This is a genomic window from Pseudomonas sp. LY-1 (assembly GCF_053502595.1).
The window spans coordinates 2,104,382-2,120,322 of sequence record NZ_CP094353.1 but is presented as its reverse complement, the minus strand read 5'-3'; the positions used below and the strand labels follow the sequence as shown (position 1 = coordinate 2,120,322).

The window sequence follows — 15,941 nt, the reverse complement described above, 5'->3', positions numbered from 1 at the left end:
TTCTCCATGGGCGCAAGCATTCTCATCGCGCGAAACCTTAGCAAAGTGGTTCCCAGCGCGGAAGGTGAACTGACTATCCTGCACGAACTGAGCCTGGAACTGAACAAGGGCGATAGCCTGGCTATCGTCGGTGCCTCCGGCTCCGGCAAGTCCACCCTCCTCGGTCTGCTGGCCGGCCTCGACCTGCCCAGCAGCGGCGAAGTCATCCTCGCCGGCCAAGCGCTGAGCAGCCTCGACGAAGACCAGCGCGCGCGCATCCGCGCCGAGCATGTGGGCTTCGTCTTCCAGTCATTCCAACTGCTCGACAGCCTCAACGCCCTGGAAAACGTCATGCTGCCGCTGGAGCTGGACGGCCGCAAAGACGCCCGCGAGCGCGCCAGGTACCTGCTCGAACGGGTCGGCCTGGGCCAACGCCTGACCCACTCGCCACGCCAACTCTCCGGGGGTGAGCAGCAACGGGTGGCGATCGCCCGCGCCTTTGCCGCCGAACCGGACGTGCTGTTTGCCGACGAACCCACCGGCAACCTCGACAGCCATACCGGCGAGCGCATCAGCGACCTGCTGTTCGAACTGAATAAAGAAAGCGGCACGACCCTGGTCCTGGTCACTCACGACGAGCGCCTGGCGCACCGTTGCCGACGCCTGATCCGCCTTGAAGCCGGCCTGCTGGTCGCGCCCCTGGAGCCTTGATGGCACGCTTGCCGCTGTTGCGCCTGTTCAGCCTTGCCCTGCGCCAATTGCTGCGCGATGCCCGCGCCGGCGAATTGCGCGTGTTGTTCTTCGCCCTGCTGGTGGCCGTGGCCTCCAGCACCGCCATCGGCTACTTCGGGGCACGCCTTAATGGCGCCATGCTGTTGCGCGCCACCGAGTTCCTCGGCGCCGACCTGGTGCTCGAGGGCAGCTCACCCGCGCGCCCCGAGCAAATCAGGTCCGGGATCGAACTGGGCCTGGATCACGCACGCGTCGTCGAGTTTTCCAGCGTTATCGCCACCGATAACGGCATCCAGCTGTCCAGCATCAAGGCGGTCAACGAACAATACCCGCTGCGCGGCGAACTGAAGAGCGCAGCCGCGCCATTCGCTGACGAAACCGCAGGCGGCGGCCCGAAACCCGGCGAAGCCTGGGTGGAGGCACGGCTGCTCACCGCACTCGACCTGAAAGTGGGTGACAGCATCGACGTGGGCATGAAGTCCCTGCGCCTGGCGCGTGTGCTGACCTATGAACCGGACCGCGCCGGCAATTTCTACAGCCTCACGCCACGGGTGATGATCAACCTGGCCGACCTGGGCGCCACTGGCGTCGTCCAGCCCGGCAGCCGCGTCAGTTACCGCGAGCTGTGGCGCGCAGCCCCCTCAAGTACGGCACTGCAAACCTATCGTGATCTGATCGAGCCGGGCCTCGCGGCCAACCAGCGCCTGCAGGACTCGCGGGATGGCAACCAGCAGATCGGCGGCGCCCTGGGCAAGGCCGAGCGCTACCTGAACATGGCCAGCCTGGTGGCGGTGTTGCTGGCCGGTGTGGCCGTGGCGTTGTCCGCCAACCGTTTCGCCAGCCGACGTTTTGATGCCAGCGCGTTGTTGCGCTGCCTGGGTTTATCGCGGCGTGAAACCATGCTGTTGTTCAGCCTGCAACTGAGCGTACTCGGCCTGTTGGCGAGCCTGGCCGGCGCCCTGCTGGGCTGGCTGGCGCAATTTGGCCTGTTCTATTTCCTCCACGACCTGCTGCCGGCGGACGTACCGCCCGGCGGGCTGCTGCCGGCCATTGCCGGGATCGGCACCGGGCTGGTGGCCCTCGCCGGTTTCGCCCTGCCACCGTTGGCGGCACTGGGCCGCGTCCCACCGCTGCGCGTGTTGCGGCGCGACCTGCTGCCCATCCCGTCCAGCACCTGGATGGTCTACGGCGCGGCGCTGCTTGCCCTGGGCCTGATCATGTGGCGCCTGAGCCTCGACCTGGTGCTGACCTTCGCCCTGCTCGGCGGGGGCGTGGTTGCGGCGTTGATCCTCGGTGGCCTGCTCCTGCTGCTGTTGCAGAGCCTGCGCCGCCTGCTGGCCCGGGCGTCCCTGCCGTGGCGCCTGGGCCTGGGCCAGTTGCTGCGCTATCCGTTGGCGGCGGCAGGCCAGTCGCTGGCGTTCGGCTTGATCCTGCTGTCCATGGGCTTGATCGCCCTGCTGCGCGGCGAATTGCTCGACACCTGGCAAAACCAGCTGCCCAAGGACGCCCCCAACTACTTCGCGCTGAACATCCTGCCCGCCGACAAAGACGCCTTTGGCGCTCGCCTGCTCGAACTGCAGGCACAATCGGCGCCGCTGTATCCGGTGGTGCCCGGCCGGCTGATCAGCGTCAACGGCGAGCCCGTGCAGGCGATCGTCAGCAAGGACTCCAGCGGCGACCGCGCAATCCAGCGCGACCTGAGCCTGACCTGGGCCGCCGACCTGCCGCCGGGCAATGCCCTGACCGCGGGTACCTGGTGGTCACAGCAACCGGGCGATGAAATACCGGGTGTGTCGGTGGAAGCCAAGGTTGCCGAAAGCCTGAAACTCAAGCTCGACGACCACCTGGTGTTCACCGTGGCGGGCGAAACCCGTGAAGCGCGGGTCACCAGCCTGCGCACCATCAATTGGGATAACTTCCAGCCCAACTTCTTCATGATTTTCCAGCCCGGCACCTTGAAAGACCTGCCGGCCACCTACCTGACCAGCTTCTATCTGGCCCCCGGCCATGACCGGCAGATCGTCGACCTGTCCCGGGCCTTCCCGGCGGTCACGATCCTGCAGGTCGAGGCCCTGCTGGAACAGTTGCGCAGCATCCTCGCCCAAGTAACGCTGGCCGTGGAGTATGTGCTGCTGTTCGTGCTGGCGGCAGGGATGGCGGTGCTGTTCTCCGGCCTGCAGGCCACCCTGGACGAGCGCATTCGCCAAGGTGCGCTGCTGCGTGCGCTGGGCGCCGAGCGCAAGCTGCTGGTGAAGGCCCGACGCATCGAGTTCGGCCTGCTCGGCGCCGTCAGCGGTTTGCTCGCGGCGCTGGGCACCGAACTGGTGACCTGGGTGCTGTACCGCTATGCCTTCGACCTGGCCTGGCACCCACACCCGTGGTTGTTGTTGCTGCCGGTGATCGGTGGCGTGCTGATCGGCGCTGCCGGGGTGTTCGGGACGCGCCGCGCGCTGAATGCCACGCCATTGGCGGTATTGCGCGAAGGCTGAGACGACAATGGCCCGCGCGTCACAGACCGCGGGCCATCATTGTCTATTTCACATACTCGATAGCGGTGATCCACCAGCACACCTCGCCGTTCGGCGTCTGCACGATGGCCTCATCGTCGACTTGCTTGCGCAGCAGCGCCCGCGCCATCGGCGAGTCGATGGAGATGTAGTCCATGCGTTCGTAGATCTCGTCATAGCCGACGATGCGAAAACGCTTGGTTTCGCCCTGCTCGTTTTCGATATCGACCCAGGCACCGAAAAATACCCGCCCTTCCTGTTCGGGCATGTACTCCACCACGCGCATGTCTTCCAGACGCTTGCGCAGGTAGCGCACCCGTCGGTCAATCTCACGCAGCAGCTTCTTGTTGTACTGGTAGTCCGCGTTCTCGCTGCGATCCCCCAGGGAAGCGGCCCAAGTCACTTTGCGCGTGGTGTCCGGACGCTTTTCGCGCCACAGATAATCCAACTCCTTCTTCAGCGCCTCATGACCTTCTTTGGTAATCAGCTTGGTACTCAAACGTGTGCATCCCCAGGCAATGTCCATTGATTCCAATACGCCGCGGCATGCAGGCCCCGGCGTCGACGAACAGAGGGTGATGATAAATGAACCGGGGAAAGTAGCCAGACCCTCTGACGCCTCGCATCACAGCTGGATTGCGCCCGGCTCACTGCTCGCTTGAACCAGCTCATTCCTGGCCAGGCCGTCCAACGCCTGGTCGAGTTCAAAGAGAATGGCATGCACATTCTGGCGCAACCCTGGTAACTGCACGAGCAGCGCCGCCAACGTCTCGCCTTTCTGACGCGCCCGCAGCTCTTGCGCCTCGACTTGAATGGCCCGCTCTTCCAGGACGCGGGTGCGCTCATCCATTTGACGCTGCCCTTGCTGCTGCATGGCCACGGCATTTGCCAACTGCGCTTCACGCCCCTCCAACGCCTGCGCCTGCGACTGCACGGCGCCCTCCTCCTGCACCATGCGACGGGTCAGTTCCTGGCGTTTTTGCTCAAGCTCCGCCAGCCCTCGCTGCAGTTCAACCTGGCGCTGTTCGAGCGCTTCTTCGCGCTTTTGCATTGCAAGTTTTTGCTGGGTCAGTTCCTGGGCGACACGCGCGAGGTTGGTCAAGGTGCTGTCCACCTCGAACAGTGAATTGTGTTCTGCCTGTTCGTTGGATGCCGGCGGCGCACTGGGTGCAACCGCGACGACCGGCGCAGCAGTTGGCGCCACGACCGCGGGCACCTGCCGCTGAGGTTCAGCCAGCCCCTCGATCACCACTGGCAAGACCTTTTCAGGCTCCTTGGTGACTTTGGGAGCCGAGACCAATTTGGAAGAAAAACGAATGGACGGGACAATCAGCGTAGGACTTTCAATCGCCTCTGACGCAGGGGCCGATGTGCCCAAGGTAATCACCTTCATCACCAAGGCTTTCTTGATGTTCATTGAATGATGATCTTCGGGCCTGGCGGGCGGCAACTTGCAGCCTTTCAAGTCGACAAAGTGATAGGGAATCTGGCCGTCGCCGACGCTACCCGACTTGGTACCGGAAGCGGCCAGGGTCAGTATTTGTTTAAACACCCGCATCGCAACTTGCAGATCCTCTTGGGTATCCACCCCACCCAAGAAGTAGCGTTCAACTTTCCTACGCAATGCTGCGACATATACCCGGGAACTACCCGGCTCTATTTCTTCATCCAGGCTGTACACAAGAAAGTTCGACGCGATCTGGGGAACAGCAAAGCCACAGAGCAGAGCACCGTTGACCGGCGCATCCTCACCAGAGCGTTCAAGAACTAGGGTACGTAGAAGCATCATAGTAATCAGGCCTCATGACAACAAGCAAAGCGTATATAAACATCAGATAAACATCCGACCATCAACATGCATTTATCACTCAACGATTGTTTCAGCGAGGTAACAGACTGAACGTAGGACTTCTCTTATTAAGATACTTCAGCGTTTCCAAGCACTGTACATTGAACGTACCATTTTTAAACCCGAGCCCTATATCACTCAACAAAGGCGCTTGCCTCTTCATTCTTCTTGCCTCATCAACCGAACAGAAAAGCATAATGATCGAGATAAGCAACCTCACAAAATACTTGAACAAAAAGAGTGTAATCAGCGATGTCTCATTTTCTGCCAAACGCCAAGAGTGCCTTGGTTTATTTGGATTGGAGGGGGCAGGTAAAACGACACTTTTAAAAATGATCGCCGGCGCCATCCAACCCTCCTCGGGGCAAGTGCGGATTCTGGGGCTGGATACACACACACACAGCTATCACGCACGCAAGGCAATAGGCTATCAACCCGAATCCGGAGTCAGTCACCCGACCCTGTCGGTCAAGAACCTGCTCAGATTCATCGCCACCGTTCGGGGATTCCAAGGCGCGGAGCGACGCAGGCGGGTGGATCATGCGGCCAGCCGACTCGAACTCTGGCCAGTCCTCGATTACCCGATCAACACCCTTCCCCCTGGCCTGAAACGCAAAGTCGCGTTTGCCCAGGCCCTGCTGCACGACCCCGACGTGCTGTTGCTGGACGAACCCAGCGAAGGGTTGGCGCCCCATCAGCAAGGCAAGATCAGCAGGCTTATCCAGTCGTTGGCCGACGAGATGACGATCATCGTTGCCTCACGCGATTGCGAAGCACTGGCCGGCGTCTGCACCCGCGCCCTGGTCATTGGCGGCGGGCGCCTGTTGGCGGACACCCCGATGCCCGAGCTGCAGCGCAGTTCCCGGCACTTTCGCGCGGTCACCCTGGCGGCGGAGTCAGCCCTGGATTTACTGGCACTTGCCGTACTGCCCGGCGTGGCAGGTATCGAAGAAGACCGGCACGGCCCGGGCACGGTAACCGTTCTCGCCATGCCGGGACACTCCATCTACCCCGCCATCTGCGCATTGATTGCCAACCGACGCTGGGAAATACACTCACTGAATCTGGAGCCAGGCCGCCTGAACGATGTCGTTCACCACCTGAGCCAGGAGGCCTCCCATTGAACCTGCTGCCATCTGTTTTCAAACGCCAGCTTGCCAGCTATCTATCGGCACCTGCCACCTACCTGAGCGTTGCGCTGTTCCTGTTGCTGTCGACCTTGCTGGGGTTGCACACCAGCCAACTGCTGGAGCGCAGCAGCAGCGATTTGCAGGGCTTTTTTCAATGGCACCCGTGGTTGTACCTGTTACTGGTCCCTGCACTGTCGACTCAACTTTGGGCGGACGAGAACGAGACAGGCTTTGGCGATTTCATGAAAACACTGCCTGTGCGGCCCGCCGAACTGGTTATTGGGAAGTTCCTCGCCGCCTGGGTCGTGGCGGGCCTGGCATTATTACTGACATTCCCCATCGTGACGGTGGTCAACTTGTTGGGCAGTGCGGACAACCGGGTCATCGTCTCCCAATTCCTGGCCAGTTGGTTATTGAGCGGAAGCTATCTCTCAGTGGGTGTTTTTATTTGCGCACTGACCCGCCAGCGCCTGGCCATTTTCATATTGACGCTGAGCCTGCTGTTATTGGCCAGCGGCGTGTCTTCGATATTGGATGCACTGGAGCGTCAAGCGCCCATCTGGATCATCGACAGTTTGACATCTCTCAGCCCACTCCTGCGTTTTGGCCTGATTGATCACGGGACACTTACCTTTCAGGACGGCGCGTATTTCATCAGCATGATCATTGCTTTTCTTGCTGCGACGACCGTTATCCTCAACTACAAGAACAGCTGAGAAGGAACACTCTCGATGCGATATCCATTGCGCACCGGCATGACACTTAGCGTCATACTGCTGCTGTTCCTCGCATTCAACCTGGTATGGGTAGTCAAACTTCCTGATTTACGCCAGGACTTTTCCCAACAACAGACCAATACATTGTCACCCGCGGCATTGCACTTACTCACCACACTGGAAAGTCCACTGGACTTCTATTATTTCAATTCAAGCATACCGGCCAAAAAAAGCATCCTGAAACACTATGCTAAACGCGTTGAAGAAAAACTCAGGGCGTTCGAACACGCAGCAAACGGCAGGATCAATCTGCACATTATCGATCCCACTCCCTTTTCAGAGGATGCCTACAAAGCAGGACTGTATGGCCTGCGCGATCAACCGGGGTTCTTCGGTCTTATCGGCGCTCGGGAGGGGCAAACCGCCCAACGCATCGAGTCGTTCAACCCGGAGAACGAGCCGCTGCTGGAGTATGAAATCAGCCACTTGATCACCCAGTTGCTGCACCCCGAGCCCGCGATCGTCGGGCTGTTATCAGGGTTACCGGCCGGCGCATCCATCGAGCCGCTGGTACTGGAATTGCACCGACATTTCGACCTCCTGGAGCTGGAGCCGACCGCCGATCATGTGCCCTCGCGGATTAAAACCCTGATGCTCGTACATCCACGCGGGCTGCCGGAAAAAACACTGTATGCGATCGACCAGTTCGTCCTGGGCGGCGGCAAACTGCTGATGTTTATCGACCCCCTCGACAAAGGCGGCTCAAAGACAACGTCCTCCGCCACCCGGCTAGACGCGTTGCTCGCCGGCTGGGGGGTCAGCATGCCGAGCAACAAAGTGCTGGTCGACCCCACCTATGCCCCGTCGGAACATCAACCGGCCACATTCACCCTGCCACGCCAAGCAATGAATACCCGCGATGTCAGCACCTGGAAGCTGGGCACAGTGACCGTGTCGAACAGCGGCGCCCTGTTCTCCCTGGATAAAAGCCGCGCCATCTTCACGCCGCTGTTGCACAGTTCCAGACAGTCGTTACTGATCGATTCAGACGCCGTGGGCAGTGCGTTACCCACGCGTGGCGAGCCTCACGTGATCGCTGCCCGCCTCGAAGGACCAGCCTATTCGGCGTTTGCCGACGGATTTGGCGGGCGGCCGCCGGGGTTGCAGAAGGCGGCGCAGATCCATGTGGTCGTGGTTGCAGATACGGATATGTTGAGCGAGCCTCCCGGCGAATCCGCGCGAAATGCCAACAAACTGTTTGTCATGAACGCACTGGATAACCTCGCCGCGCCGCAGGCCCTGGCGGATATTCGCCCGCGCGCGGTGGCCGGCCATTCATTGAAGCTGCTGGCGAAGCGGCGCGAGGCTGCCGAACGCGCCTATCGGGATCAGGCTGCCGAGCTGGAACGGCGCCTGGCACGAACGGAAAAGGAATGGCAGCGCCTTAACCCCGACGTCACGGCCCTGGGCACGGAGTCGGTCGATACCAGTACCCAGTTGCAAGCGCTCAACAAGGAACGCCTGCGTCTACCGATGGAACTGCATACGCTGAAAAACACGCTTTACGCGCCGGTGCAGCGCCTGGAACGCAACGTAAAACTGCTGGTGATTGTGCCGTTGCCGGCACTGCTGTGCCTGATTGCCTGGGGGCTGTTTCGGCGGCGGCGTCGTCGCTGGCCGGTGCCGCCGTCGGCGTTTTATTGAGGGCTCAGCGCCGCGCGATCAAACCTTGCCGGGCAATGCGCGTCAGTTGGCGGATCACCTCAGCCGCGTCACTGGCGCTGGGCGCCTGGATCACCGCAAGGTCAAAGCTGTTGCTGGCAAAGCGTGCCAGGGAATCGCCATCTTCGACAAATTGGATCAGGAACGCCGAGGGCCGCCCGCCCCGACGCGGCCAGCCGTCCAGGTAACGCAACAGCGTCGGCTGGTGCTTGCCGCCCAGGAGAATTCTCGGATTGCGTTGAGTCAGCTCCGCAGTGATCGGAGCCAGGCGTATGAGGGGGCGTGGTGCATTCATCGTGTCGTGTCTCTGCCTCAAAAGTCTGCGGGCAGGTGAGAGGCAACACCGAACCAGCGCTTTAGCGGTATTTCGAAGCCGGCGTCTGCAATGAGAACTGGCTTCTGTCGGGCTGCATCGAGTCCCAGTGGCGCCCCGCAATTAGCTGTTTAAATCGGCGCATAACCAACATCCTAGAGAAGCCGATGGGGCGGTGTCAAGAATCCCGCGCAACGAAAAGGCCCGCACATGGCGGGCCTTCTCCAGCGGTTACAGACCGATCAGTGAGTGATGGCGCGGTCGGCGGACAGTTTGCCGGCACCTTCGAACAGGACGGCCAGGGAGCCGCCGAGCAAGGCCAGGGCGAACTCATAACCATTGTTCGCCATGAACAGACCGTTATGGATATGCACCGAGAAGATCGCCACCAGCGACAGGATCGTCAGGCCCAAGGCCGCAGGGCGTGCCAGCAGGCCGATGATCAAGGCCAGGCCGGCGAAGAACTCGGTACCGCCCGACAACAAGGCCATCAGGGTGCCCGGCGCCAGGCCGATGCTTTCCATCCACTGCGCGGTGCCCGCCAGGCCGTAGCCGCCAAACCAGCCAAAGAGTTTTTGCGAACCGTGGGCAGCGAAGATGATGCCGACGACAATGCGCAGAATGGTCAAGCCATAGCCGGCGCGGGTGGACAGGATGCTTTTGATCAGTGGGCTCATGGGGATAATCCTTTTCAGAGTAGGGGTTGGTTGGCCGCTATATTAATCAGTTTAGGCAATGATAAAAGCCGAAAAAATGCCTGATTAATATCTATAAAATCGATCACTTGCGCGAAGCGATTTTCGGTTCCAACGCCGACGGCTCCAGGGAGTCCCGCTCCCGATCAAACGCCAGGTAGTACTTGTTGACGCTATTCACATAGCTCACGCCGCTCATCCCCACCTGCTCCATGGCAATGCGCTCCACCTGGAAGAACCACTGATTGGGGTTCAACCCACGCCGCTTGGCTTCGGTACGCATGCCTTGCACGCGTTCCGGCCCCATGTTGTAGGCCGCCAGCACGAACGCCATGCGCTCACGCTCGTTGAGCTTGGGGCTGGCGAAAAACTTGCGGCGGATCATCGACAGGTAACGTGCGCCCGCCTGCACATTGCTGTCGAGATTTTCGATATTGTTCACGCCCACCCGCTGCGCCGCCGAAGGCGTGATCTGCATCAGGCCGGTGGGGCCACCGCTGCTGCGCGCGCTTGGGTCGAGGGCGGACTCCTTGAAGGCCAGCGCGGCGAGGTTCAACCAATCCATGCCTTGCTCGCGCGCATGTTTTTGCAGGATCGGACGCAGTTTCTCCAGGCGCTGGCGGTCGATGCGGGCCAGCGGGTTGCGCACTTGGTAAAGGCGTCGATAAATGCGCTGAAACGCCACGTCCTGGTCGGAAGGCGTGCGGTAGGTCTTGAGGAAGCGATCAATACTCGCCCGCAGCATCGCGGCGTCCTGCCGCACGAACCAATACTCTTCGCCCGGCTCATTGATCACCACCTGCTTGTCGAAGCGCAGCTTGGGCAGGATCTTCGACCAACGTTCGGCGATGGGCTTCTCGACGATGGTCAGGTGAAAGATGCCGGCCTGGACCATCTCCAGCACGTCCTCCACCGCCAGGCTCGGGTCGACCCACTCCACCTTGATCGGCGGCTGCTTGTGCAGGGCCAGTTTCTGGTTGACCTGGTTGATCGCATCCGCCGCCGCGCTGCCGGTGGTCAGCGCCAATGTGCGCCCGGACAACTGCTCCAGCCGGGTGAACCGGCGCTCGCCCTTGACCCCCACCAGCCATAACGGCACGCCGCTGGCAATCGGGTCGCTCGCACTGATCTTGTGCGTGGCCTTCACTTCCAGCAATTCCCCGGGGGCTACCAGATCGCCTTCACCCCGCGCCAGCGCACCAAGCAGTTGGTCCTTGGCCTTGGGGATGACCTTCAGATTGATTTCCTGGCCATCGTGGGCTTGGTCGTTGAGGTACTGCTCGAACGCACGCAGGCGATGGTATTCGACACCAATGGCCTGGCCCTGGATTTCGCCGGAACTGTTGCGGCTCTGGTTGACCAGTACGCGCAGGGTACGACTGGAGCGAATCTCGGCCAGGTCGCGCACCTTGCTCGGTTTGGTCACTTCCAGCGGCCCGTCCAGCCGCGCGACCGCCGCCATGGGCAGCGATAACGTCAGGCACAACATAAGCAACGCCGAGGGTCGGATCATCCGCTCTCCGGAAAGAATACTGGCCAGCACCTTCGCGAAAAACGAGGGGCTGGAGGTCAGAAACAGAGCGCTTTATGCGCTGACAAGGCACGCAACGGCGGCACCAGGATAGGCGATAGACCCACCACAATGTCACTTGCGACGTTCAAAGACAGCTATAACTCGTTGTAGTTCTAGGTTTTTCTTATAAATCTACAGCTCTGATATGCTTTCCGGCCGCAGGCGGAGATAGCACCATGCAACTCATTGATATCGGCGTCAACCTGACAAACCCAAGTTTCGACGAGAAGCACCAGGCCGTTCTCGAGCGTGCGTATGCCGCCGGCGTGCAACAATTGGTGCTCACCGGCACCAGTGTCGACGGCAGCGAACAGGCCCTGCAATTGTGCGAAAAGCTGGATGAAAGCGGCCAGCGACTGTTCTGCACCGCCGGCATCCACCCCCATTCCGCCAGCGACTGGAACGGCGACAGCGCCCAACGCCTACGTGGTTTGCTCAACGACAGCCGCGTGCGCGCGGTGGGCGAATGCGGGCTGGATTTCAACCGCGACTTCTCACCGCGCCCGCAGCAGGAAAAAGTCCTCGAAGAACACCTGGCCCTGGCCGTCGAGCTGAAACTGCCGGTGTTTCTCCACGAACGCGACGCCAACCAGCGCCTGCTGGAGATCCTCAAGGATTACCGCGATCACTTGTCCGCCGCCGTGGTGCATTGCTTCACGGGCGAGCAGCAGGCGCTGTTCAGCTACCTCGACCTCGACTTGCACATCGGCATCACCGGCTGGATCTGCGACGAGCGCCGTGGGACGCACCTGCATCCGCTGGTCAGAGAAATTCCTCGGGGCCGCCTGATGCTGGAAAGCGATGCGCCTTACCTGCTGCCGCGCACCCTGCGGCCCAAACCGAAAAACGGCCGTAACGAACCGGCCTACCTGCCGGAGGTGCTGCGCGAAGTCGCCCTGCACCGCAACGAAAGCCCGGAAGACCTGGCCCAGCACAGCACCGCCTGCGCGCGCATTTTTTTTGGCCTACCCGCGGTGGTTTGATGTGGCGTATTGACCCATATCAAAGTGGTATTTTTTCAGTAGCGGCACAATAATGGCACCTTGCCAATGCTGTTTCCGCTATCAGAGAAAAACCTTCTATGGGTGCCTGGCTTAGCAATATCTCGCTGAAATACAAATTCTGGGCCGTCAACGCGGTCGCCTTTATCACCACGCTGCTGTTGGTGCTATACGCTGTGCATCTCGAACAGCAGTCGCGCAGCCAGGCGTCCCAGGCCTCGGCACAAGCCCAGGCGCGCTTGCTCAGCGCCTGGCCGGCCGACAAGGCGCTGCCCAAGGGCGAGGCGTGGCTGACGTTTGCCCGTGGCCAAGTCCCACAGTTGGCTGATCAAGATCTGTCAGACCTGAGCAGTGCCAGCGGCTGGGTCGAACTCAATCAGCTGCCCTTGTTCGGCGAAAACCCGTTGATGGGCGCTGAAGTGGTCGCCCGCGCCGACGGGCAACAGGTCGCCGTGCTCGCTTACGCGCCAAGCCTGAGCCAGGTGTTCAGTGAGCGCTTCGCCAACTACGCGGTAGCGGTGCTGATCCTGATGCTGGCGATGCTCTGCGCCTCGCAGTTGCTGATCCGCTTCCTGCTCAGCCAGCTCAACACCCTCAAGGACGTGATGCTGCACGTCGAGAAAACCGGCGACTTGTCGGCGCGTGTCCCGCTGGCCTGCAAAGATGAAGTCGGGCAGATGGCCAGCGCGTTCAATGCCATGCAAGCCGGCTACCAGCGAGTGGTCAACACCGTGGCCAGCACCGCCAAGCAACTGGATGAGGGCGCGGCGCGCCTGGCCAGCAGCATGAACGAGGTGCAGCACGGCATGCTCGGCCAGCAAAGCGAAACCGACCAGGCCGCCACCGCCATCAACGAGATGACGGCCACCGTCCACCACATCGCCCAGCACGCCGGCGCCACCCGCGATTTGTCCCAGACCGCCGACACCCTCGCCGGCAGCGGCCGCGAAGTGGTGGATCGGGTACAACGCTCAATCGCCGGGCTGTCCAGCGGCGTGCAACAGACCGCCGAGATGATCCAGAAACTCGCCGAAGACAGCCAGAAAATCAACGGCGTGGTCAGCGTGATCCACAGCATCGCCGAACAGACCAACCTGCTCGCGCTCAACGCCGCCATCGAAGCCGCCCGCGCTGGGGAGATGGGCCGCGGTTTCGCCGTGGTCGCCGACGAAGTGCGCAACCTGGCCAAACGCGTGCAAACCTCCACCGACGAAATCACGCTCATGGTCTCGGCGCTGCAAGCCGGCACCCGCGATGCGGTGGACTTCATGCAAGAAAGCTCGTTCAAGGCCGATGACTGCGTGCAACAGGCCCAGGAAGCCGGCGCGGCACTGGCCGAAATCACCGGCGCCGTGGCGCAGATGCGCGAAAGCAACACCCAGATCGCCGTCGCCGCCGAACAGCAGAGCCATGTCGCCGAAGAGATGAACCGCGCCGTGGTGAGTATTCGTGATGTGACCGAGAACACCGTGCAGCAGACCGTGGATTCGGCCACCACCAGCAATCAGCTCGCCACATTGGCCGGGGAGTTGAGCAAGGCGATTGGCCAGTTGAAGCTATAAGCAATACAAGGCGAGGCTATGGCCCCCATAGCCAGCCTTGATTCGCCGCGCCAGCCGACCCGACGTAAACTCTGTTCAAGTTGTTTCAACGGACAGAGGATTCATCATCATGGGCAAACGTCATCCCAATCTCCCCGCCTGGCAATGGCGTCAGTACCCGCAGAACCACCAGCACCCGACCAACCTGGCGTTACACATGATCGCGGTGCCGCTGTTTATCATCGGGTTTCTGTTGGTCGTTTCCGGGGTATTCAGCCTGAGCCTGGCCAGTCTGGCCGTGGGCGTTGTCGGCATCCTCGCCGGCCTTGCCTTACAGCGGCATGGCCACAGCCTGGAAGCCCAGGCCGGTGAACCGTTCAGCGACCGCAAAGACGCGGTCCAACGCCTGTTGGTCGAGCAGTTCGTGAGTTTCCCACGCTTTGTGCTCAGCGGTGGCTGGTGGCGCGCCTGGCGTCAGCGTCATCGGCACTGAAGGTCAGGCGAAGACCACCACGGTCTGGCGGCTGATGGCGATCAACTCGCCGCTCGGGCTCCACAGCGCCGCAGCGGCATGGCCGTAGCCGTCACGGGCGTGTTCGATGTTGACGTAGTACTGGCACCAGTCAAGTGTGGTGAGGTCTTGCAGCGGCTGGATAAACTCGATGGTCCAGGTCAGGGTGCTGCCCGGCGCGGGCTTGCGCAGGTGCGGCAGCAACGCTGGCGGCCAGGCATCCACCAGGGCGAGGATATGCGACTCGGTCAGCGGCTCTTCTTTCACATCGCCGCGCAAGCGCACCCAACCGCCCATGTCGCGAGAGGTATTGCCGGTAAACGGCAGGCCGCCGACACTCCAGCGCATCGCCAGGTGCCGCATGAATTCCGGGGTGACGCCCTGGATATACGGCAGCTCCTGGCATTCATCCCAATGCTTGAAGGTCGGCGGCGGCTCACTCGCCACCACGACTTGCGACTCACGGGACGCGCCGAAACTGGCCTGGACCAGCGTCGCCACTTCACCGTTCTGCACCACCCGGCCAAGCAATTGGCTGACCGCCTTGCCTTCGCGCAGCACTTCGACGTGATAACTGGCGGGCACATCCGCGGCGACCGGGCCGACAAAAGTGATTGCCAACGAGCGTAACGGCCGGTCGGCAGGGACCTGGGCGCGTAGCGCTTCATATTGCAAAGCGGCCACCAGGCCACCAAAGGTCGCGCGACCCTGCGCCCATTCGGCGGGGATGGTGACCTCCAGCGGGTGGTTACGGGCGGCGTCGAGCAAATCACTGAAGCGCATGGCGACCTCACATCAAAAAGACTGGAGCAGCGATCTTAACCAGCGCACCCACCAGGTACAGCGCCTATTCCGGCCAAAAACCGGACCGGCTCAGAAACAATCCGCGCAGAGTTTGTCCAGCACCCGATCCGCCTCGCCTTCGGCCTGGGCCATGGTGCGACGCCAAATCGTCACACAGGGCTGCAGATCGGCTTGATGCTCAGCCTGGAGCAGCCACTGCCAGCAATCATGCCAATCGCCCAGGGCGCCTTGGGCTTGCTTGAGGCGCGACATTGCCTTGACCGGCAGCTTGTCCAGCTCGGGGTAGGCTTCGGCGGCGTAGCGCACGCGCTTGATCAACAAGCGCAGACGGTGGCGATCGTGGCTGGGGTCCTGCAGGGCGTCATCGAGGTTGTGCCATTGCTTGGTCAGGCGTTTCTCGATACGCGTGCGCAGGCCCCTGAGCAGTTTCTGGTGTTGCGAGGCACGGATAAACCGCGGGAATGCATCGAGGATCTGCAGCAGGTGCGCCAGCTCCGGGCCCTCGGCGACGTGGCGATAGGCCTCGGGTTGCAGGCGCAGACGACGGTCGGCAGCGGCATGGTGACCGTGCTGGTGCAGATGCGCGGCCAGCACTTCACGATCGCGCAACGGGGTGGTCAATTGGCCGACGGTACTGGCGGCCAGTTCGAGTTGTTCGACCCCCGGCAAGCCGCGCAAGGGTCGCAACAGGCTACGCAGGCGCCGCACGGTGGTGCGCAAATCATGCAGGGCTTCATCGTCGGTGACGGCGGCGAGCCGAGCCTGGCAGCTCAGTAACCCTACTTCCAGGCCGATGACCTGAGCGACTAACTGATCTACCAAGGCTGACATGTTTTCCTCCACTGACGACGAATAATCCCTGCATCAC

15 protein-coding genes are annotated in these 15,941 nt (G+C 61.5%); 8 read left to right on the top strand and 7 right to left on the bottom strand.

The window, feature by feature from the left end:
• The first annotated feature begins 6 nt into the window (after positions 1-6).
• On the top strand, positions 7-690 hold the full coding sequence (locus MOQ67_RS09685; protein WP_017849531.1) for an ABC transporter ATP-binding protein: 684 nt from the start codon (positions 7-9) through the stop codon (positions 688-690).
• Positions 690-3,200 (top strand): ABC transporter permease, encoded by a 2,511-nt coding sequence (locus tag MOQ67_RS09680; protein WP_046384245.1) that lies wholly within the window; start codon positions 690-692, stop codon positions 3,198-3,200. The genes MOQ67_RS09685 and MOQ67_RS09680 overlap by 1 nt, the downstream gene beginning before the upstream one ends.
• Positions 3,201-3,243: 43 nt before the next feature.
• On the opposite strand, the gene greB is transcribed toward MOQ67_RS09680, so the two are convergent.
• Both greB and MOQ67_RS09670 read right to left on the bottom strand, forming a co-directional pair.
• A complete protein-coding gene (greB, locus tag MOQ67_RS09675; protein ID WP_026140354.1) occupies positions 3,244-3,717 on the bottom strand; it encodes a transcription elongation factor GreB in 474 nt (157 codons plus the stop codon).
• Between the two features lie 126 nt (positions 3,718-3,843).
• Complete coding sequence (locus tag MOQ67_RS09670; RefSeq protein ID WP_198717426.1) at positions 3,844-5,007, bottom strand: hypothetical protein; 1,164 nt, start codon at positions 5,005-5,007, stop codon at positions 3,844-3,846.
• Positions 5,008-5,264: 257 nt separating this feature from the next.
• Here MOQ67_RS09670 and MOQ67_RS09665 point away from each other — a divergent pair, with 257 nt between their 5' ends.
• From MOQ67_RS09665 to MOQ67_RS09655, 3 genes are read left to right on the top strand one after another with little or no spacing between them, the layout of a single operon-like run.
• Positions 5,265-6,191 (top strand): ABC transporter ATP-binding protein, encoded by a 927-nt coding sequence (locus MOQ67_RS09665; RefSeq protein WP_198717425.1) that lies wholly within the window; start codon positions 5,265-5,267, stop codon positions 6,189-6,191.
• Entirely contained in the window at positions 6,188-6,913 is a 726-nt protein-coding gene (locus tag MOQ67_RS09660; protein ID WP_193040423.1) for an ABC transporter permease, read from the top strand. The genes MOQ67_RS09665 and MOQ67_RS09660 overlap by 4 nt, the downstream gene beginning before the upstream one ends.
• Before the next feature lie 15 nt (positions 6,914-6,928).
• Positions 6,929-8,617 carry a Gldg family protein gene (locus MOQ67_RS09655; protein WP_198717424.1) on the top strand — a complete coding sequence of 563 codons (1,689 nt, stop codon included), beginning with the start codon at positions 6,929-6,931 and terminating at the stop codon, positions 8,615-8,617.
• A gap of 4 nt (positions 8,618-8,621) precedes the next feature.
• Here the strand turns inward: MOQ67_RS09655 and MOQ67_RS09650 are convergent, their stop codons facing one another.
• The 3 genes from MOQ67_RS09650 to MOQ67_RS09640 all read right to left on the bottom strand — a co-directional run bounded on the left by MOQ67_RS09650 (position 8,622) and on the right by MOQ67_RS09640 (position 11,156).
• Positions 8,622-8,930 carry a hypothetical protein gene (locus MOQ67_RS09650; RefSeq protein ID WP_017848810.1) on the bottom strand — a complete coding sequence of 103 codons (309 nt, stop codon included), beginning with the start codon at positions 8,928-8,930 and terminating at the stop codon, positions 8,622-8,624.
• 260 nt (positions 8,931-9,190) lie between these two features.
• Positions 9,191-9,625, bottom strand: coding sequence for a DoxX family protein (locus MOQ67_RS09645; RefSeq protein WP_017848811.1), 435 nt, complete (start codon positions 9,623-9,625; stop codon positions 9,191-9,193).
• A 103-nt stretch (positions 9,626-9,728) separates the two neighbouring features.
• On the bottom strand, positions 9,729-11,156 hold the full coding sequence (locus MOQ67_RS09640) for an MltF family protein (RefSeq protein ID WP_198717423.1): 1,428 nt from the start codon (positions 11,154-11,156) through the stop codon (positions 9,729-9,731).
• 236 nt (positions 11,157-11,392) lie between these two features.
• Between MOQ67_RS09640 and MOQ67_RS09635 the strand changes: the two genes are divergently transcribed.
• The 3 genes from MOQ67_RS09635 (at position 11,393) to MOQ67_RS09625 (ending at position 14,251) form a co-directional block, all read left to right on the top strand.
• Positions 11,393-12,199, top strand: a complete 807-nt coding sequence (locus MOQ67_RS09635; protein ID WP_017848813.1) for a TatD family hydrolase — start codon at positions 11,393-11,395, stop codon at positions 12,197-12,199.
• 98 nt (positions 12,200-12,297) lie between these two features.
• Entirely contained in the window at positions 12,298-13,779 is a 1,482-nt protein-coding gene (locus MOQ67_RS09630; protein ID WP_198717422.1) for a methyl-accepting chemotaxis protein, read from the top strand.
• Positions 13,780-13,888: 109 nt separating this feature from the next.
• Entirely contained in the window at positions 13,889-14,251 is a 363-nt protein-coding gene (locus MOQ67_RS09625; protein ID WP_017848815.1) for an Mpo1-like protein, read from the top strand.
• Positions 14,252-14,254: 3 nt separating this feature from the next.
• Here MOQ67_RS09625 and MOQ67_RS09620 read toward each other — a convergent pair whose 3' ends face one another.
• Entirely contained in the window at positions 14,255-15,052 is a 798-nt protein-coding gene (locus MOQ67_RS09620) for an acyl-CoA thioesterase (RefSeq protein ID WP_017848816.1), read from the bottom strand.
• A 90-nt stretch (positions 15,053-15,142) separates the two neighbouring features.
• Entirely contained in the window at positions 15,143-15,904 is a 762-nt protein-coding gene (locus tag MOQ67_RS09615) for a CHAD domain-containing protein (RefSeq protein ID WP_046483466.1), read from the bottom strand.
• Positions 15,905-15,941 lie beyond the last annotated feature (37 nt).